The 18,518-nt window shown below is 73.7% G+C and carries 13 protein-coding genes; 5 read left to right on the top strand and 8 right to left on the bottom strand.

The annotated features are described in order from the left end of the window. Positions 1-41: 41 nt before the first annotated feature. The 3 genes from ACQP2H_RS12255 to ACQP2H_RS12245 form a co-directional block, all read right to left on the bottom strand. Entirely contained in the window at positions 42-884 is an 843-nt protein-coding gene (locus ACQP2H_RS12255) for an AfsR/SARP family transcriptional regulator (protein ID WP_208570499.1), read from the bottom strand. A gap of 469 nt (positions 885-1,353) precedes the next feature. Further along, positions 1,354-2,682, bottom strand: a complete 1,329-nt coding sequence (locus tag ACQP2H_RS12250; protein WP_433232808.1) for an FAD-dependent oxidoreductase — start codon at positions 2,680-2,682, stop codon at positions 1,354-1,356. Further along, entirely contained in the window at positions 2,682-3,266 is a 585-nt protein-coding gene (locus ACQP2H_RS12245) for a 4'-phosphopantetheinyl transferase family protein (protein ID WP_219460542.1), read from the bottom strand. The genes ACQP2H_RS12250 and ACQP2H_RS12245 overlap by 1 nt, the downstream gene beginning before the upstream one ends. A gap of 401 nt (positions 3,267-3,667) precedes the next feature. On the opposite strand from ACQP2H_RS12245, the gene ACQP2H_RS12240 reads away from it, so the two are divergent. Next, positions 3,668-4,687, top strand: coding sequence for a methyltransferase (locus ACQP2H_RS12240; RefSeq protein ID WP_219460539.1), 1,020 nt, complete (start codon positions 3,668-3,670; stop codon positions 4,685-4,687). Positions 4,688-4,726: 39 nt separating this feature from the next. On the opposite strand, the gene ACQP2H_RS12235 is transcribed toward ACQP2H_RS12240, so the two are convergent. From ACQP2H_RS12235 to ACQP2H_RS12220, 4 genes are read right to left on the bottom strand one after another with little or no spacing between them, the layout of a single operon-like run. After that, complete coding sequence (locus ACQP2H_RS12235; RefSeq protein WP_357537217.1) at positions 4,727-5,656, bottom strand: acyl-CoA thioesterase domain-containing protein; 930 nt, start codon at positions 5,654-5,656, stop codon at positions 4,727-4,729. Beyond that, a complete protein-coding gene (locus tag ACQP2H_RS12230) occupies positions 5,653-6,912 on the bottom strand; it encodes a glycosyltransferase (protein WP_357537219.1) in 1,260 nt (419 codons plus the stop codon). The genes ACQP2H_RS12235 and ACQP2H_RS12230 overlap by 4 nt, the downstream gene beginning before the upstream one ends. Beyond that, positions 6,875-7,804 carry an SDR family oxidoreductase gene (locus ACQP2H_RS12225; RefSeq protein WP_433232803.1) on the bottom strand — a complete coding sequence of 310 codons (930 nt, stop codon included), beginning with the start codon at positions 7,802-7,804 and terminating at the stop codon, positions 6,875-6,877. The genes ACQP2H_RS12230 and ACQP2H_RS12225 overlap by 38 nt, the downstream gene beginning before the upstream one ends. Next, positions 7,801-8,835: a ketoacyl-ACP synthase III family protein gene (locus tag ACQP2H_RS12220; protein ID WP_357537223.1), complete on the bottom strand. Its 1,035-nt coding sequence runs from the start codon at positions 8,833-8,835 to the stop codon at positions 7,801-7,803. Before ACQP2H_RS12220 ends, ACQP2H_RS12225 begins: the two co-directional genes overlap by 4 nt. Positions 8,836-9,203: 368 nt before the next feature. Between ACQP2H_RS12220 and ACQP2H_RS12215 the strand changes: the two genes are divergently transcribed. Further along, the gene (locus ACQP2H_RS12215; RefSeq protein WP_219460528.1) at positions 9,204-9,482 is read left to right on the top strand and encodes an acyl carrier protein; all 279 of its coding nucleotides are present in this window, start codon (positions 9,204-9,206) and stop codon (positions 9,480-9,482) included. Positions 9,483-9,660: 178 nt separating this feature from the next. Here ACQP2H_RS12215 and ACQP2H_RS12210 read toward each other — a convergent pair whose 3' ends face one another. Continuing rightward, positions 9,661-16,143 carry an SDR family NAD(P)-dependent oxidoreductase gene (locus tag ACQP2H_RS12210; RefSeq protein ID WP_433232799.1) on the bottom strand — a complete coding sequence of 2,161 codons (6,483 nt, stop codon included), beginning with the start codon at positions 16,141-16,143 and terminating at the stop codon, positions 9,661-9,663. A 287-nt stretch (positions 16,144-16,430) separates the two neighbouring features. Here ACQP2H_RS12210 and ACQP2H_RS12205 point away from each other — a divergent pair, with 287 nt between their 5' ends. From ACQP2H_RS12205 to ACQP2H_RS12195, 3 genes are all read left to right on the top strand, one after another. Continuing rightward, a complete protein-coding gene (locus ACQP2H_RS12205; RefSeq protein WP_219460522.1) occupies positions 16,431-16,661 on the top strand; it encodes a hypothetical protein in 231 nt (76 codons plus the stop codon). A gap of 176 nt (positions 16,662-16,837) precedes the next feature. Beyond that, positions 16,838-17,659, top strand: coding sequence for a glycosyltransferase domain-containing protein (locus ACQP2H_RS12200; RefSeq protein ID WP_433232797.1), 822 nt, complete (start codon positions 16,838-16,840; stop codon positions 17,657-17,659). Further along, on the top strand, positions 17,656-18,354 hold the full coding sequence (locus ACQP2H_RS12195) for a class I SAM-dependent methyltransferase (protein WP_363822143.1): 699 nt from the start codon (positions 17,656-17,658) through the stop codon (positions 18,352-18,354). Before ACQP2H_RS12200 ends, ACQP2H_RS12195 begins: the two co-directional genes overlap by 4 nt. Positions 18,355-18,518: the final 164 nt, after the last annotated feature.

Below are 18,518 nucleotides of genomic sequence, written 5' to 3'. Positions count from 1 at the left end.
TTGGCTCCCCGCGTCGCACGAGGGCGGTGCCTGCGCGACGGCTACCGCACGCGGGGACGCTGCAGGACGAGGTGGTCGAGCAGCTGGGTCAGCCCGTCGTCGCGGGGTGCCACCTCCAGCGCCGGATCGTCCGCGAGGACCGCCTGCTGGAGCAGGTGCAGCCGCTTGGACGGCTCCAGCCCCAACTCCTCCACCATCGCCGTACGCAGCCGGTGGAAGACCGCCAGGGCCTCCCGCCGCTGGCCGCTGCGGTGCAGCGCGACCATCAGCTGCGCGCACAGGTTCTCGTTCAGCCCGTGTTCGGCGATCAGCAGGGTGAGCTCAGCCAGCACGTCCTGGTGGTGGCCGAGCCGCATCCGCGCCTCGATGCACTGCTCGAGGGTGTTGAGCCGGACCTGTTCCAGCGCCTTGAGCCGGGGCTCGGCCACGGTGCCGGCCCGCACGTCGGCCAGGGCCGGACCACGCCAGAGCGCACAGGCGCGCACCAGCAGCGCCGCCGCGTCGACGTTCTCGCCGGCTGCCAGGGCCCGCCGGCCGGCCGAGGCGAGCTGTTCGAACAGGCGCAGGTCGAACTCGTCGGCACCGACCCGCAGGACGTAGCCGCCGGGCACGGTGACCAGCACCCGCTTGGCCACCTCGGAGACCGGCACGCCGAGCAGGCCGGCGAAGCACTTGCGGATCTGCAGGACGTACGTCTGGAGCGTCGTCAGCGCGCTCACCGGCGGGGACCCGCCCCACAGCTCCTGGATCAACGCGGAGACCTGCACGGTCTGGTCGGCGTTGAGGAGCAACAGGCCCAGCACGCTGCGGGGCTTCGGGGCGGTCGGTGTGGTGACCGCCCCGGCGTGGGCGAGCACGAGCGGTCCCAGGATCTGGATTTCCATGGCCCCTCCCCCGAGAGCGGTCCGCCCTCTTCTCGACGTGCCGTTGCGGGGATCCGCATGAAAGCGACAGCCTTACCCATCACCATAGATAAGCGTCAGTTCCAAGCAGAATTCACGTCTTTTCGTTCCGTGATCGTGCGCGGTTCGACTGAGAGGCTAGCCGGTTTTGGGGCGACCGTCGCAGATTGCTCAAGCCATCTTCGAGGAGCGATGGAAAGCCCGAGGTCAGACCGCCGGGAGGGGCCGAGAAGGCCGGCCCGGCGGGCCCACCGGCCAGGCCCCGGGCGGGTCGTCACCCGGGCTTTGGCCCGCGACGGCACATCGGTTCGGCGGCACCCCGCACCGCCGCCCGACAACACCACACCGAGCGGCAGAAAGCCCTTTTGTCCACACATCAACACCATTGACAGTCTTCACTCATAAGGGGTTGGTCGTGCGGAAGGTCCGACTGCCGCGCCTGCGGCGGGGGTCAGGCCCGGTGCCGGCGCAACACGGCGGCACCGACCCGCCAGAGGATGTCCGGACGACGCAGCCGCGCGGGCCCGGTCGTCAGGTTGACGACCTCCAGGAAGGCCCGGTGCACCACCTCGTCGGTCACGGTCGCGTGCTGGACCGCCTCGGCCAGGCCCCGGCGCAGCCGCCACCCGAACGGCCGGGCGGCGGTCACGTGCGGCAGGTAACGGTCCTGCGCGGCGGAGAAGTCCCAGGCGTCGTCCACCACCGCCCGCACCCGCCGGAAGTACGCGTACGCCGGCCCGTCCACCGCGCCGGGCTCGGCCAGCCACTCGTCCAGCGCGACCGCCTGGATGGCCGCCACCGAGATGCCCTGACCGTAGGTCGGGTTGAACGAGGCGACCGCGTCGCCGATCGCCACCAGGCCCGACGGGAACCGGTCCAGCCGGTCGAACTCACGGCGGACGCTGTCCGGGAAGCGGTGCACGTACACCTCACTGGCCGGCTCGCACGCGTCCGGCAGCAGCCGCAGCGGGGTGGCCGGGTTCGACCGGCAGCGGGCCAGGAACTCGCCCAGGTCACGGCCCGGTCGCCGGTCGCCGTAACCGCTGACCAGCGTCAGCCAGCGATCGCCCTCGACGGGGGTCATCGAGCTGGGACCGTTGCGCGCCCGGCTCGGCGTGTGGACCGAGTAGACCGCCACGTGGCCGGCCAGCCGTTGGCCCGGCTCCCGGTGGAACAGGCAGGTGGCGTAGCCGAGGTCCAGGGCCATCCGACGCTTGGCCGGGGCGGGATAACCGAGCCGACCCAGCCAGTCGGCCAGCCGGCTGGACCGGCCGGTGGCGTCCACCACCAGCTGCGCGCCGTGCCGCTGGGCGTCGGTGCCGCCGGTCGGGCGGACCAACGCGCCGTCCACCCGGCCGGCGGTCGCGGTCAACCCGACGGCGGTGCCCCCGACCAGGGTCACGTTCGGCAGCGCCAGGACCCGCCGGCGGATGTGCCACTCCAGGAACGGACGGGACACGCTGACCACGCTGCCGCCGCGCACCGGGACCTTCGCCCGGCCGTCGAGGAACCACTGCGCGCCGCCGGGACCACTGCCGACCAGTTGGCCACCCTCGCGCACCAGCTGCCGGACGAAGCCGGGCAGCAGCCGGTCGATGACGGTCCGGCCCCGGCCGAGCAGGGTGTGCGCCTGGCTGCCGTGCGGCGCACCCCGGCGGATCACCGGCGCGTCCACCAACACGTCGGGTTCCACGATCCACACCTGGTCGGCGTGGTCGGCCAGGACCCGGGCGGCGATCATGCCGGCGACGCTGCCACCGAGGACGAGAGCGGTCCGCATCAGCGGCCGGGGACCGGCCGTGGGTGCCCGGGGCACGCCGGCGCGCTGGCGAGCGCCAACACGTGGCCGGACAACTCCCGGTGGGTCACCAGGACCCCGGGATCGTCGACGGCGGGCCGCCAGGCAGGTGGTGCCGGTGGGGCGGTACGCCGGCGCAGCAGCCGGCCACCGCGCAACCCGGTGCCGTACACCTTGGCCACCGCCTCCTTGCCGGTCCACAGGGCCAGGAAGTCGACGCCGAGGCGGTCCGCCGGTCGGCCGCGCAGCCAGTCGGTGTCCTCGGGGGCGAACCACCGTCGACTCAGACCGAGCGCGGGCAGCGGACGCACCTCCTCGACGTCGACGCCGACCGGTCCGATCCGGGACACCGCCACCGCGACCAGGCCACGGGTGTGACTGAGGCTGGCGTGCCAGCCCGTGGCGACGCCGCACAGCACCGGCGCACCCGCCGCCGAACGCTCCACCGCGATCGCGGCCGGCGGGGCACCGGCCATCGCCGCGACCGTCTCGACGAGCAGCGCACGGGCGGCCGGCCGGCCGTCGCCCGCCGTGCGGCGCAGCCGTACCACCAGGTCCGGCGTCACCACGGCACGCCGTGCCGGCCGGGGACGGCCCCGGGCACCCGCCGGGCCCTGCGCCGCCCGCGACGACCCCGGGCGGGGCGCGGCCCGGTCCGGGCGGCTCCGACGGCACCCATTCAATCCCCCACCGCCCGCATTTCCGATAATTGTCAGCACGCCCTGGTTAATGCGAGGATGACCCGGGTCGAATTGACGATACCGAGGCGTGGGCGGGCCCGGACCGCACTTCTCTCGACATTCACTAGAGGCTCGGTGGAGAACGATTATGCCGCGGCAGCGACAGGGCACGGAAGGGCATTGCCCCCGGCGACGGGGGCCGGCCGCACCGCCGTGGGGACGGTCGTCGGGGTGGGCCCGGTCGGGTCGCCCGGCCCCGGTGCGGGCCGTGGCGCGGGGAGCCGTCCGTGGCGCGTGACGACGAGTACTTCCGCAAGCGGCTGCTGAACGTCCTCTGTGCCACCTGGACGGCGCAGGCATGCTCGGTCTTCGCCCTGCTCGGCCTGGCCGACCGGATCGCCACGGGCACCACCGGCGGCGCCGCGTTGGCTGCCGCCGCCGGGCTGGACCCGGTCGCGCTGCGCCGGTTGCTCGCCGCGCTCGCCGACGCCGGCGTCCTGCGCCAGACGGGTCCCGACGACTTCGTCCTGTCCGGCATGGGGGAATACCTGCGCACCGACGTCCCCGGTTCGGTCCGCGACACGGCCGTCCTGTACGGCCAGGAGGTCTTCGCCTCGTTCGGCGGCCTGCTCGACACCGTCCGCACCGGCCGGCCGGCCTTCACCGACCGCTTCGGTGAGCCCTTCTACCAGTACCTGGGCGGGCATCCGGAGCTGGCCGCGACGTTCAACGGGGCGATGGCCACCGCCCCGGAACCGCCGCCGCCCCCCGCCCGGCTGTTCGACGACGCCCGTACGGTGGTGGACCTCGGCGGCGGCGACGGCGGCCTGCTCGCCGACCTCCTGCGGGCCCGCCCCGAGCTGCGCGGAGTCCTCGTCGAGCTGCCCGAGGCCGCGGCCCGGGGACGTGCCCGGCTCGCCGCCGCCGGGGTCCTGGACCGGGTCGAGATCGTCGTCGGCAGCTTCTTCGACCGGGTGCCCACCCACGGCGACCGGTACGTGCTGCGGCGGGTCCTGCACAACTGGAACGACGGCAACGTCGCCCGGGTGCTGGCCCGGGTGCGCGCGGCGATGCCGACCGGGGCGCGGCTGCTGGTGCTGGAGGAGCTGCTGCCGGCACAGCCGCAGCAGACCGGAGCCGGCGCGGGCACCTGGGGGGCGCCCCGCAACCGGATCGTGGATCTGCTGATGCTGGTCCTGATGGAGGGCCGGGACCGCACCGCGGCGGAGTACGGCCAGCTCCTCGCCGACGCCGGCTTCGCCGTCACGGGCGTCACCGACGGCGCGATCGAGGCGGTACCGGTCTGAGGGCGGCGGCGGGCCGTCCCGGGTCCGTCGTTCCCCGGCTCAGCGGGCGGGCCGGGTCAGCAGCAGGCCCTCCTGGGCCACCGTGGCCACCAGGTCGCCGTCGCGGGCGTACAGGCGGCCGGTCGCCAGGCCACGACCGGTGGCCGCCCACGGGCTGTCGCAGTCGTACAGCAGCCACTCGTCGGCCCGGCAGGGCCGGTGGAACCACACCGTGTGGTCGATGCTGACGCCGAGGTCACCCGGACCCCACTCGGTCGCGTGCCCGGCCACCATCGCGCTGAGCAGCAGGGGCAGATCCGAGATGAGCACCAGCGCGCCGGCGTGCAGCGGCCCGTCGTCGGGCAGCCTCCCGGCCACCCGCACCCAGGCCCGGCGGTGCGCCTCACCCGCCCGCTCCCCGTCGGTCCGCCCGCCGGGCGGCGGGCCGAGGTACCTGACGTCGAACGCGAAGAGCATGTCCTGCACCGCGGCCAACCGGCCGGGGGCGTCGGCGAGCAGCCGGGCCAGGGTCGGCACCTCGTCCGGTGGCGGGACCTCGGGCGCCGGCCGCCCGTGCGCCGGCCCGGTGCCGGGATCGTGGAACGAGGCGGTCAGGAAGAAGATCGGGGTGTCACGCTGGAGGGCGACCACCCGTCGGACGGACATGGACGGGCCGTCGCGCAGGGCCTCGACCAGGTAGGTGACGGGCCTGCGGCTGTCGCCCGGCCGGGTGAAGTAGGCGTGCAGCGAGTGCACCGGTCGACCGGACCGCACGGTGTGCGCGGCGGCGGTCAGCGCCTGCGCGGCGATGAGCCCCCCGTACCGGCGGGTGGTGCCCCGCGTCGTGCCGCGACCGGAGAACACCCCCGCGACGGGCACCAGCCGGTCCGTGGTGACCGTGGCGGGGTCGACGGTCACCAGGTCGAGCAGCCCGACCACCTCCTCGACGACCGCCCGGGCCCGGTCGGGGGCGGCTGCTCCGCCGCTCATCCGGCGAGGTACTTGTCGACCTCGTCGGCGGCGACGAGCGTGCCGTGGGGTTCCGCGCGCATCTGCTCGCCGAGCTGTACCGCGCGCCGCCGCAACGCAGCGGTGGTCAGGTGGGACATGCCGGAGCGCAACACGTCCTCGGACAGGTCGGTGAACCGCACGTGCACACCGACGCCGAGCCGTTCCAGCTGGCGGCCCCAGAACGGCTGGTCGGCGTAGGAGGAGCAGACCATGGTGGGGATGCCGGCACGCACCCCGGCGGCGGTGATGCTGGCGCTGCCGTGGTGCACCACCATGGCACAGTGCGGCAGCACCAGGTCGTAGTCCACGTAGGGCACCACCCGCAGCTGCGGTGACGTGGACGGCGCGACCCCGGCCAGGCCCCAGCCGGTGGCCACCAGGGCACGCACCCCCAGCGACCGGCAGACCCGCTCGATGCCCGCCATCATCGCGGCCGGATCCGCCACGTGCGTGCTGCCGAACGTCAACAGTGCCGGTGGTTCGCCCGCCGAGAGCCACCGCGCCAGCTCCGGATCGAGGGTGGACATCCCGGCGCGGTGCAGGTCGTCCGGGGTCAGCCGGAGGTCACCGACGATCGGACGGTAGGCGTCCCAGGTCAGGCCCGGCACCAGGGTGGGGCTGTAGCCCTGCAGTTCCAGCGGCCGCCGCAGCTGCTTCGGGTGCGGCGGCATCGGAGGCAGCCCGAGCTGGCGACGGAAATCGAACATCAGGTCCCGCCGGTACCGCCAGGCCCGCCGGGTGTAGTGCAGGTAGGTCGCCCGGTTCGCCTCGGGGGTCGGCAGCGGGTCGACGGACACCAGCGGATGCGGCACCACGTCGTTCGGCCGCGACGGCGTGAGGTCGTACGCGATCAGCGGGACGTCGTGCGCCTCGGCCAACGTCGCGGCCCACTGCTCGCTGACCACGGCACAGACGATGGCCTCACAGCCGGCGGTGAGCTGAATCGCCTCGTCGCCGAACCGCCGACCGTAGTCCCGGTACGCCTCGATCGTGATCTGGAGGAAGGAGTCGAGGGTGCTCTTGGTGACCCACTCCCGGCCCCGCTCGGTCTGCATCATCGACTGCTGGTTCCACCCGACCGGCACCACGTCGAGCCCCAGCTGCCGGGGCAGGTCGACCAGGTTCATCGACGCCCCGACGAGTACCTCGTGGCCGTGGCGGGCCAGCTCCGCGGCGAGTGCCGTCAGCGGATAGACGTCACCGCGACTGCCGAGCGCCAGGACGGTGATGCGCATCGTCGTTCCCCTCCGGTCCTCGGTGCGGCGTCGACGGCGTCGACCCGTCGCCTGCGGTCAGGTCGGTGGAGAACGCGATCTCCCGCTGCTCCTCCAGGTCCGCCAGCCGGGCGGTCAGTCCGCGCCGGATCGCGGCGTACGCGTCGCTGCCGAGCGCGAGCCGCAGCGGGACGGTCGGCCCGGTGGCGACGTCGACCACGGCGGCGGCCATCCTGGCCAGGTCGCCGCGGCACGGCAGGCGACCGTCCTGCGCCCGGCGACGCAGGATCGCCGCCGGGGTGCCCGCGTAGGCGGGCGACTCGGCGGTCAGCTCCTTGCTCCGCCCGAAGAATCCGGTGCTCACGGTGCCGGGCTCGACGATCGTCACGCCGATGCCGAAGCCCTTCACCTCGGCGGCCAGTGACTCGAAGAACCCCTCCACGCCCCACTTGGTGGCGCAGTAGACGGCCGTGCCGGGCGACCCTCGTTGCCCGGCCATGCTCGAGATCTGGATGATCCGCCCGCCGCCCTGCGCCCGCAGGTGCGGCAGCACCGCCTGGGCCAGGTGGATGGGGCCGGTCAGGTTGGTCCGGAGCTGCCTGTCGACCTGCTCGCCGCTGGCCTCCTCGGCCGCGCCGACCAGCGCGTATCCGGCGTTGCTGATCACCACGTCGATCCGGCCGAGCGCCCGGGCGGCGTCGTCGACCACCTGCCGGATCTGCTCCGGATCGGTGACGTCCAGTCGGGCCGTCCACAGCGCCTGCGCCGAGGGGGGTCGCAGGTCCGCCAGGGTACGCGGATCGCGGGCGGTGGCCGCCACCGTCTCACCCCGGGCGAGCAGCTCGGTCACCAGCGCCCGGCCGAGACCGGCCGAGCTCCCGGTGACGAGCCAGGTACGTGCGGGCCCGGTCATGCCCCGGCCCACGCCGGGACGTCGAGGATCTCCAGGACCGCGCAGGACAGGGTGGCCGGCGCACCGCCGTAGAGCAGCAGGTGGTCACCGGCGGCCAGCTGCCCGGTGACCAGCAGGTGGTTGAGCGACAGCAGCTGGTCGCTCGCGCCGGTGTGCCCGACGCCGCGCCCGAACTGCCAGGTGGTGCGCTCCATGGTGATGCCCAGCGGCTCCACCAGGTCGTGCTGCACCATGTAGGCGGCGGAGTTTCCGCAGATGACCCGGGTCATGTCGGTCAGCTTGCGGTCGGCCTCGTCCAGCGTCCGTTCGATCAGGTCGAGCCGGGCGCGGGTCCTGATCTCGGCGGCGTCGGTCAGCGACATCACGTTGTTGCGGAAGTGCTCGGCACGTTCGCGCATGTCGATCGTGCGGCCCTGCGCCGCCAGCGGCGGATACAGCGGCTCGCCGCCGCGGTACAGCGGCTCCACCTCGGGCACCACGACGCTGCCCACGGCGCGCAGCCGGGCGAAACCGGTGTCGCGGTCCAGCAGCAGCGCGCTGCCGGCGTCGCCCAGGATGAAGCCGGGCGCGGAGTTCCACCGGTCGATCAGCGGTGTGCCGAGGTTCTCCGCCGTGGTCACCAGCACCGTCCGGCCCGCCGCCGCGACGGCCAGGTGCCCGGCGGCGATCTCCAGCGCCGCGAACACGCCGTTGCAGCCCAACCGGACCTCGAACGCGGGGGTCGACGTGCCGACGACCTCCCGCTGGATGTACGGGCCGGGCAGCCACATCTCCGGACCCTGGTGGTGGATGGAGGCGTGCAGCACCAGGCCGATCCCGGTCGGGTCGACGGCGGCCCGGGTCAGCGCCTGCCGGGCCGCGTGCACGGCCATCTCCGGCGGTGAGACGTCCCCGGCGATGCCGACGCCGGTCAGCCGGTTCTCCAGGTAGGAGGCCGGGCTGTAATCCCCGCGCCGGGCGGCCTGTCCGGCGTCGGTCACGGGCGGTTGAAAGACACCCAGCCCGGACAGGTGAACGTTGGTGATCTTCAACCGCGTCTCCCGGATCGGCCGGCCATGGCACCACGTCCGCCATTCTTCAAGGACTGTAGTGGCCGTCCACGGGGGCACGGCGCACGTGACCTTGACGCCGGACTGAGAACTGCTTGAATCCGGCCGCCGTTGCGACTTCAGCACGCATGGAGGCGACCGGTGTCGCATTGACCGCTGCGAGTGGCCGTTGCTAACTTCGGGCCACGCATCGGGGAGATATGTCGTCGGCTGGCGTGATGGCGCTGCGGGTCGTCGGTGACCACACACGACGTCGTCGATTGACGGCAGTTCGTCCGGAGAATGTGCGACCGGTCCACCGAGGACGCCGCCCCGCCACTCCCTGCCACCCGAGAGAAGGTAGCTGAACCATGTCAGCCGACGAGGTCCTCGCGTTCACCATGCAGGCGCTGCGGGAGATGAACTTCTACACCGACGACACCGGCCCCGACTCGATGCTCGGACCGTCCGGCGTCGACCTCGACTCGCTCGCCGTGTCCGAGCTCGCGCTGCGGGTCGAGGACCAGTTCGGCGTGACGTTCGACGACGACGACATCGAGACGCTGGCCATCATGACGCTGGGCGAGTTCGCCGCGGAGGTGGCCAAGCGGGCAGAGCTGATCCCGCAGGCCGACGCGGCGCGCGGCTGACGGGCGGTCCGACACCCGGCTCGACGACAGGCTCTACCGCACGACCACGGTGGCGGTGACCGGCACGCTCGCGGTCACCGCCACCGCCCGTACCGGACCAGTCCGCCCCGGGGCCACCGCGTCGGGCGGACGGCGTCGGGCCGCACGGGCGGCAGGTGGTACGGCGGGCCACGCCCGGTCAGTGGCGGCCCGGGTCGCCCAGCTGGCTGAACACCTCGCCGGCCAGGTCGGCGACGCTGTGGCCACCGAGCATCTTCGCGATCGGCAGCATCATGCCCAGGTCACGTTGGACCCGGGTGCGGACCTCCACGGCCATCAGCGAGTCCAGGCCCTGCCGCTTGAGCGGACGCCGGGGGTGCACCTGGGCCGACGGCATGCCCAGCACCTCCGCGAGGACCCCTGCCAGGTAACGCTGCACCGCGTCCTGGTCGGTCAGCGTGTCCGCCACCCCGGGAGCCGCCACCTGACCGACGCCCGGTCCCACCGGTACGGAACCCGTGGCGCTGGCGACGGCGGTGACGGGGGCAGCGGGGACGTGGGCCGTGACGTCGGGGACCGGGATGCCGGTGTCCGTGGGTCGGTGCGTGGGCGGCGTCGCGGGCGACGGCGACCACGGCACTGCGGGTGCCGGGGCCGCAGCGGTGGTGGGCTCGGCGAGCAGGTCACGCAGCAGCGGCGAGGCCGCCGCGTCCGGATGCGCCGTCGCCCACCGCCGCCAGTCCGCAGGCAGCACCACGCCATGGGTGGCGTCCCTGGCCAGCAGCAGGCGCAGGGCCTCGATGCCCTCCCGAGGGCTGAACGTGTCCATCCCGGCGGGATTGATCGCCCGACCCTGCTGACGCCCGACCCGCGCCGGCATGCCGACCGACCAGAAACCCCAGTTCACGCTGAGCGCGGTCGCCCCGGCGAGGCGGCGTTGGTCGGCCAGTGAGTCCAGGGCGGCGTTCGCGGCGGCGTACGCGCCGAGCATCGGGGAGCTGAGCACCGCCGAGCCGGAGGAGAACAGCACGAAGAAGTCCAGCGGCCGCTCGGCGAACAGCCGGTGCAGCACGGCCGCACCGGTGACCTTCGGGCGCAGGACCGCCGACAGCACCCCGTCGTCCAGCTCGGACAGTGCGCCGTACTCGATGACTCCGGCCGCGTGCACCACGCCCCGGATCGCCGGGCCGTCCTGCTCGTGGTGGCGCAGGACCTCCCGCATCGCCTCCTCGTCGGCCACGTCGACCGCCTCGTACGCCACCCGCACCCCGTGCCGTCGCAGGTCAGCCAGCCAGCCTTCGCCGCCGGTCCGGTCGAGCGGGGTCCGCCCGGTCAGCACGACATGCCGGGCACCCTCGCGGACCAGCCAGTCCGTGACCACCCGGCCGAGGTCGCCCAGCCCGCCGGTGACCAGGTAGCCGGCGGCCGGATCGAGCCGGACCGGCCGGTGCGGGGCGGCGACCTCGACCGCTGCGGGCACGGTCAGTTCCGCCGTGGACACCAGCACCTTGCCGATGTGCCGGGCCTGCGCCAGGTGCCGGAACGCCCCGACCAGTTCGGCAGCGGGAAAGACCCGGTGCGGCAGCGGTTCGAGCAGACCGGCCTGCACCAGGGCCAGGGTCTCCTCCAGGATCGCGCCGAGCCGGCGCGGGTCACTGAGCCCGAGATCCACCACGTCTACCACGAAGAACGAGGCGCCCCGGGCCAGCAGCCGCAGGTCCAACCGGGTGCCCTCGACGAGGTCACGGCGGCTCAGCTCGACGTAGCGCCCCCGGTCGGCCAGCAGCTCCACACTCTTGAGCAGGCCCTCCCCCGCCAGCGTGTTGAGCACCACGTCGACGCCCTCGCCCCGGGTGGCTTCCCGGATCTCGTCGGCGAACCCGGTGCTGCGCGAGTCGGACACGTGCGCGACACCCATCATCCGCAGCAGCGCCCGCTTCTCCGGGCTGCCCGCGGTGGCGTACACCTCGGCGCCACGCCAGCGGGCCACCTGCACCGCGGCCAGGCCGACCCCGCCGGTCGCGTGGTGGATCAGCACCCGCTCGCCCGGCCGCACCTGGGCCAGGTGCACCAGCGACTGGTAGGCGGTGACCAGGGCGACCGGCACGGTGGCCGCCTCCTGCGGGGTGAGCCGGGCCGGCCGCCGGCGTACCAGGTGCGCGTTGACGCACAGGTAGCTGGCGGCGGGCGTCTCCAGTGCGACCGCCACCACCTCGTCACCGGGCCGCAGCCCGGCCACGCCCGGTCCGACCCGGGTGACCGTGCCGGCGCACTCACCGATCACGGTCGCGGGTCGGTCGGACAGGCTCGGATACATGTCCATCGCGACCAGCACGTCGCGGTAGTTCAACGCGAGGTAGTCGGCACGCACCTCCACCTCGCCCGGCCCCGGCGCGCGCCGCGGCACCGGCACCAGGCGCATCCCGTCCAGCATGCCGGGCACGGTGGCCTGCACCTGGTGGGCGACCTCGACGCCGTCCGGCCGACGGACGCCGACGGAGCTGGACCGCAGCCGCGCCGCGTACCGCCGGTCGCCCCGCAGCGCCACCTGGTCCTCCGGGCCGGCACCCGCCAACTCCCGGCCCAACGCGGCGGCGAGTTCGGCCGGCGACCCCGCCGGGTCCAGGTCGACCAGGGCACAGCGCAGATCCCGGTGCTCGTGGGCGAGCACCCTACCCAGCCCCCAGACGGCACCCTGCCACATCGACACGCTGCCGTCCGTGTCCCCCGCCCGGTGCGCGCCCCGGGTCACCAGGGTCAGCCGGGGCGGCTCGGCCAGGCCGGCGTCGGCGAGGGCCCGCAGCAGGCGCAGGATGCTGGCACAGCCGAGACGCTCGGCGTCCTGCGCCTGCCGCTGCACCGGGGCCGAGTCGTCGGGCTGGTCCACGTCCAGCGCCCAGAGGTGCACCACCTCGGTCGGCGTCAGGCCGTCGAAGTCGGCCCGCACGTCGGCGAGCAACCGGCGGTACTGCGCCGGTGCGGTCGGGTCGATCTCGTAGTGGTCGGCTGCCAGCCGCCGGTAGCCGGTGCCCGCGAACACCCGCACCTCGGCGTCGAGCGCGCCGCCGACGCCGGTCCGGTCGGCGAGGACCAGGCGGCGGTCGCCCGGCCGCGGCACGTCGGACAGCGCCGGCAGCGGCTGCCACCGCAGCTCGTGGAACCAGCCGTCGGGGTCACGTACCGAGTCCGGCGGTTGCAGGTACTGCAGGCGCAGTCCGTTGATCTCCACGATCACCCGGCCGTCCGCGTCGGACACCACCAGGTCGCCGCAGACCGAGTCGGAGCGCCAGGCGGTGACCGCGACGGCGTGCGCCCAGGCGGGTGTGCCGGGATCCGGGTGGATCGACAACTCGTCGATGCTGCCCAGGACGAACGCCGACGACCGGTCCCCGGCCGGGATCAGCGACGCGAGCACCTGCCCGCACGCGTCCAGCAGCGCCGGGTGGCAGGTGTACCCGCTCGGGTCGACCCCGGCGGGCACCTGGATGCGGCCCAACGCCTGACCGTCGCCCAGCCAGAGCTCCGCGACGCCCTGGAACGCGCCCCGCCACTCGTTGCCCCGCTCGGCGAAACGCCGGTAGAAGTCCGCGCCGGTGAGGTGGTCGGGGCAGGCCGCCCGGATCGTGTCCAGTGGCAGCGTGCGCCGCCCGGCGGGTGGGGTCCGGGTCACCGTGCCGGTGACGTGGGTCGCCTCCGCACCGGTCACCGCGAAGTCCCAGGTGTCCGGCCCGCGCGGGGTGAACGTCGTGGCCAGGGCGGGTGCCGGCTGGTCCGGGCGCAGGAACAGCGCGTCGACGTACCGGATGTCGCGCAGGACGGGCGTCTGCCCGCCGCAGATCCCGTCGGCGGCGGCGTGCACCATCTCCGCGTACGCCGTGCCGGGCACGACCACGGTGCCCTGCACCTGATGGTCGAGCAGGTAACGCTCGCGGGTGAGGTCGACGACCCGCTCCACCCGGTGCGGGGCCGGCCGGCCGGCTACGGGCGGGACGAGCCAGTACCGCTGGCGCTGCCAGGGGTAGGACGGCAGTCGCACGTAGCGGGGCGGCGGCCCGCCGGACACCCGGTGCCAGTCGACCGGGCACCCGGCCCGGTGCAGGGCGCCGACGGTGTCGAGCAGGCTGGCCAGTTCCGGCTCGTCGCGGCGCAGGCAGCCGACGGCGGCACCGCCGGACCCGGCGAGGGCCAGGGCCTCCCGGATGGCCGGCAACAGGACGGGGTGCGGGCTGATCTCCACGAACACCGTCTCGCCCCGCCCGGCCAGGTGTGCCACCGCGCCGCCGAAGCGCACCGGCTCACGCAGGTTGCGTACCCAGTAGGCCGCGTCCCACCCGGAGCCGTCGCACGGCGCGTCGTCCACGGTGGAGTGCAACGGGGTACGCCCCGCGCGGGGCGCAATGTCGCCGAGGCAGGCCAGCAGCTCCTCGCGCAGCTGCTCCATCTGCGGGCTGTGCGAGGCGACGTCCACCTTCACCTGGCGGCAGAACACGCCGCGCCCCTCGAGGTCCGCGACGATGGCGGTCAGGGCCTGCGGGTCGCCGGAGAGGACCGTCGAGCCGGGGCTGTTGCTCACCGCCACGCCCACCAGGTGCTCGTGGCCGGCCAGCGCGGCCTGCGCGTCGGTGACGGACAGCTCCACCGAGTACATGGCGCCCTGCCCGGCGACCGTCTTCAGCAGCCGACTACGCCGGCAGATCACCGCTGCGGCGTCGGCGAGGCTGAGCGCGCCCGACGCGCATGCCGCGGCCACCTCGCCCATGCTGTGCCCCACCACGTGGTCCGGCTCGACGCCCCAGTCGCGCAGCAGCGCGCACAGGGCGGTCTGCATCGCCCACAGGGTCGGCTGGATCGTGTCGATCGACGCCGGGGCGTCCGCCTCGCCGGTCAGCCGGGCCAGCAGCGACCAGCCGGTCTCGGCCCGGACCGCCTCGTCGCAGCGGGTGAGCATGTCGCGGAAGACCGGCGAGCCGGCCAGCAACTCGCGCCCCATGCCGTCCCACTGCGAGCCCTGGCCGGGGAAGACGAAGACGACCGCCGGCCGGTCGCCCTCCACCGGCGCCGACGCGGTGACGCCCAGCCGGGGCCGGGACTCACCGGCGGCGTACGCCCGCAGCCGCTCGACCAGCTCGTCCGGCGACGTGCCGACGGCGGTCAGCCGGTGCTCATGGTGGTCGCGCCGGGTGGCCGCGCTGAAACACACGTCGCGCAGCGGCAGTTCCCGCCCGGCACCACCCGGTTCGAGAAAGCGTGCGTACCCGGTGGCGAGCGCGGCGAGCGCGTCCGGGTCGGGTGCGGAGAGCACCAGCAGCTGCGCCTCGTCCCCGTCGGCAGGTGCGGGTGCGGGTGCGGCCGGTGGGTACCCGCCGAGCACCACGTGGGCGTTGGTGCCGGAGATGCCGAACGAACTGACCCCGACCAGGCCCGGCCGGTCGGTCTGCGGCCACGGGGTGCGTTCGCGCACCAGCCGCAGCCGCAGGCCCGTCCAGTCGACCGCGCCGGTCAGCTCCTCGGCGTGCAGGCTCGGCGGGATCTCCCGGTGCTGGAGGGCGAGCACCGCCTTGATCACCCCGGCCAGCCCGGCGGCCGCCTCGGTGTGGCCGATGTTCGTCTTGACCGAGCCGACCAGACACGGCGACCGCCCGTCCCGACCCTCGCCGGTCACCACGCCGAGGGCCCTCAGCTCCACCGGGTCACCGGCCGCCGTCCCGGTGCCGTGCGCCTCGACGTAGTCCACCAGCCCGGCCGACACGCCCGCGTCGGCGTACGCCGCGCGCAGCGTCTCCTCCTGGCCCGGCTGGGACGGCGTGAGCAGGTACCCGCCGGACTGGCCGTCGTTGCCGACCGCGGACCCGTAGATCACCGCGTGGATCGCGTCGCCGTCCGCCTCGGCCCGGTCCAGCGGCTTGAGCACCAGCACGGCGACCCCCTCGCTGCGGACGAAGCCGTCGCCGTGGGCGCTGCCGAACTTGCACCGGCCGTCGGGCGCGAGCATCCTGGCCGCGGAGAACGGGATGGTCTCCTCGGGAGAGAGGACCAGGTTCACCCCGCCGGCCAACGCCAGCTGGGTCTCCCCGTTGCGGACGCTCTGGTAGGCCAGGTGCAGCGCCGCCAGGCTGGAGGAGCAGGCGCAGTCCACCGCCATGCTGGGGCCGCGCAGATCGAAGGCGAACGACACCCGTCCGGCCAGGAAGCTGCGGGCACCGCCGGTCGCCGCGTGCAGGTCCAGCACCGACGCGTCACTGAGCAGGTGCCCGTAGGCGGAGGACATGCCGCCGATGTAGACACCGGTGCGGGTCGTGGACAACCGCTCGCGGGTCAGGCCCGCGTCGGCGAGCGCCTCGGCCGCGGTCTCCAGCAGCAGGCGCTGCTGGGGGTCCATCCGCTCCGCCTCCCGGGGCGCCACCCCGAAGTAGCCGGCGTCGAACTGGTCGATCTGGTCGAGGAAGCCGCCCCGGCGGCTGATGATCCGGTTCGGCGTGCCCGGTCGCGGGTCGTGGTAGGCGTCGATGTCGTACCGGCTGGCCGGCACCTCGGTGATCGCGTCACCGCCACCGCTGAGCAGTTGCCAGAGCTGCGCCGGTCCGTCGGCCCCCGGGAAGCGGCAGCCGATGCCCACCACGGCGACCGGAGTCCCGGTCGGTTTCCCGACCTGCGACCGTGCCGACTCGCCCCGTCCGGTCATCCGGCCCGCCTCTCTCGGCATCGTGTGATGGCTGCGACCCGAGTCTCCCGGCCACCACTAGGAAATGGCTTGAGAAACTACGGACATCAATGGTCAGACACGCTTGCCTCTCGGTCGGGACCATCGGCGTGCGGCCCCAATTCCCCTCTTCTGCGGGTGCAGATGAAATTCGGATCCTCGGTCCACTGGTCCTCTGGGGCGCGAATCCGCCGGTCAGCGCACCGACCACGCTGTAGACGTACGTCCTGCAGGTCCGCAAGTGCCTGGGCCGACTGCTGGACGCCGCGGTGACCGAGGTCGCCCGACGTCTGCTGGTCACCTTGGCCGGCGGATACCGGCTGGGGCTCGACACCAGCGAGTTGGACCTGCGGACCTTCGAGCAGCTCGCCACGACCGGGCGGCGCTCCCTCGCGGCCGGCGAGCACGTCGCGGCGGCGGCGAGCCGGCTCCTCGACCACCTCGTACGTCGCCAGGCCCCCGGGCGGCGGTGCGGGAACCCCGTCGACCACTGCGCTTGAGAACGGCTCGACAACAGCTCTTGCGGGCGGCGGGGGTGGGTGGCGCTGCTCGACAGCGACCATGGTGGATAGATAGTTTGGCAGCCGGTCGACCCCCGCCCAGCTCGGGCAGCCGTCCCAGCGCGCGTCCGGTGCGGTCCCACGCCACGATCCGCCAGCACGATTGGACGCCGAAGATGAGGGTCATCACCATCGCCACCGACCTCGAACATCCCTTCCTACGCAGACTGCTGGAACCGTCCTGCGCGGCTGCGGGACTCAGGCTGGTCGTCCTGGAGGGCACGCAGAAGGGTTTCCGGCCGAGGGACAAGCGCGCGTTACTGACCGAATACCTCGACCGGCACGTGGCGCCCGACGAGTTGGTGATGTTCACCGACGCGTACGACACGCTTCTCCTGCGGGGGGCGGATCACATCCTCGACACGTACGCGGGCTTCCCGCAGCGTGTCGTGTTCAGTGCCGAGTCGAACTGCTGGCCGCTGGGCAACGTCGGCCTCGCCCTGCACGACAGCCCGCCCGTGCGCCCGTACCCCTATCTCAACAGCGGTGGCTTCATCGGGCCGGCCGGAGACATCGTGGCCCTCTCCGCGAAGTACCCGAAGCCCCCCAGCGAGCACTTTCCCCTCCTGGGTCGCCTGAGGGCGCACGGCGTCGACCCGGACCGGCTGCACGCCACCAGCGACCAGTACCACTGGATGCTCGTCCAGCTCCTCGAACCGGACACCGTCGGGCTCGACCACGGCGCGGTCCTGTTCGAGAACTTCGCCCCGGCGGTCGCGAACTTCTGTGAGCTGTCCCGCTGGACGAGTGACTTCCGCACCAACGGCCGGCAGGCGGCCAGCTACCGACGGGAGCGTACGAGGCTCGAGTCGCGGTTGCAGTCACCAAGCGGCGCCGCCCAGGTGCACTTCGCCTCCGCCCTGGCCAAGACGGTGGTCCTCGACCTCCTCGACGAGGGGCAGCTGCCCTCCTGGCTGGCGGGGGTGTTGCCGCGGTGAGCGCCCGGCCGGAATACGAGGAGCGCCACCGCCCCTCCCTGCAACGCAACGAACTCCAACGCAACGACCTGCTGGCCATGCAGGCACTGGCCCCGCTGTCGCTGACGTACCTGCCGTGGAGCGCGAGCGCCATGCGGCCGAGCGGAGTCGTCGCGGTGCTCAACGAGATCCTGGTCAACCAGCGTCGGTCCGTCGTCGAGCTGGGCAGTGGCGTCTCCACCTTCTACATCGGCCGGCTCCTGCGGCAGCGGGGCGGGCACCTGTGGACCGTGGAGCACGACGAACGCTGGGCGGAACTGCTCGGTCAGGAGCTGGCGCGCGAGGGCCTCGGCGACGTGGTGACCGTGGTGCACGCCCCCCTGGTGCCTGTGGAGTCCCGCTGGCCGGACGAGGAGTCGACCTGGTACGAGCAGCGCCGTCTCGCGGAGATGACCGCGGGCCGGGCCGTCGACCTGCTCGTCGTCGACGGACCTCCCGCCTACCAGGCGGCGAACGCGCACGCCCGTCATCCCGCCGGGCCCTTCTTCGCCGCGCGGTTCGCCGAGGACTTCGCCGTCGTGCTCGACGACATCGACCGGCGTGGTGAACAGGACATCATGCGGTGCTGGGAAGACGAGATCGGGGTGACGTTCGAGCACCGCCCGACCAACGGCCGGATCGGCATCGGCCGGCCCGGACCGGCATTCACCGTGTAGGAACGGGCCGACCACCGCGCCCGCCGAGCGCCCCGGCCGGTCACCCGCAGCCGGGTGCGGACCGGGAACAAGCCCCGCACCGCCGCAGCGACGCCCGGCTCCGGCTTGACCTGGAGCGCACTCGAATACCTAGCATCACCCCGGTCACGACGTGACATCAGATG

The sequence above is a fragment of the Micromonospora sp. CA-248260 genome, from assembly GCF_050942205.1.
GTDB lineage: Bacteria > Actinomycetota > Actinomycetes > Mycobacteriales > Micromonosporaceae > Micromonospora > Micromonospora antibiotica.
This window is presented reverse-complemented; position numbering and strand designations above follow the sequence as displayed.

Excerpts from the sequence above, each read along its gene's own strand:
- ACQP2H_RS12255 (WP_208570499.1), bottom strand. The coding sequence starts at position 884 with ATGGAAATCCAGATCCTGGGACCGCTCGTGCTCGCCCACGCCGGGGCG.
- ACQP2H_RS12210 (WP_433232799.1), bottom strand. The coding sequence starts at position 16,143 with ATGACCGGACGGGGCGAGTCGGCACGGTCGCAGGTCGGGAAACCGACC.
- ACQP2H_RS12235 (WP_357537217.1), bottom strand. The coding sequence starts at position 5,656 with ATGAGCGGCGGAGCAGCCGCCCCCGACCGGGCCCGGGCGGTCGTCGAG.
- ACQP2H_RS12230 (WP_357537219.1), bottom strand. The coding sequence starts at position 6,912 with ATGCGCATCACCGTCCTGGCGCTCGGCAGTCGCGGTGACGTCTATCCG.
- ACQP2H_RS12250 (WP_433232808.1), bottom strand. The coding sequence starts at position 2,682 with ATGCGGACCGCTCTCGTCCTCGGTGGCAGCGTCGCCGGCATGATCGCC.
- ACQP2H_RS12215 (WP_219460528.1), top strand. The coding sequence starts at position 9,204 with ATGTCAGCCGACGAGGTCCTCGCGTTCACCATGCAGGCGCTGCGGGAG.
- ACQP2H_RS12225 (WP_433232803.1), bottom strand. The coding sequence starts at position 7,804 with ATGACCGGGCCCGCACGTACCTGGCTCGTCACCGGGAGCTCGGCCGGT.
- ACQP2H_RS12200 (WP_433232797.1), top strand. The coding sequence starts at position 16,838 with ATGAGGGTCATCACCATCGCCACCGACCTCGAACATCCCTTCCTACGC.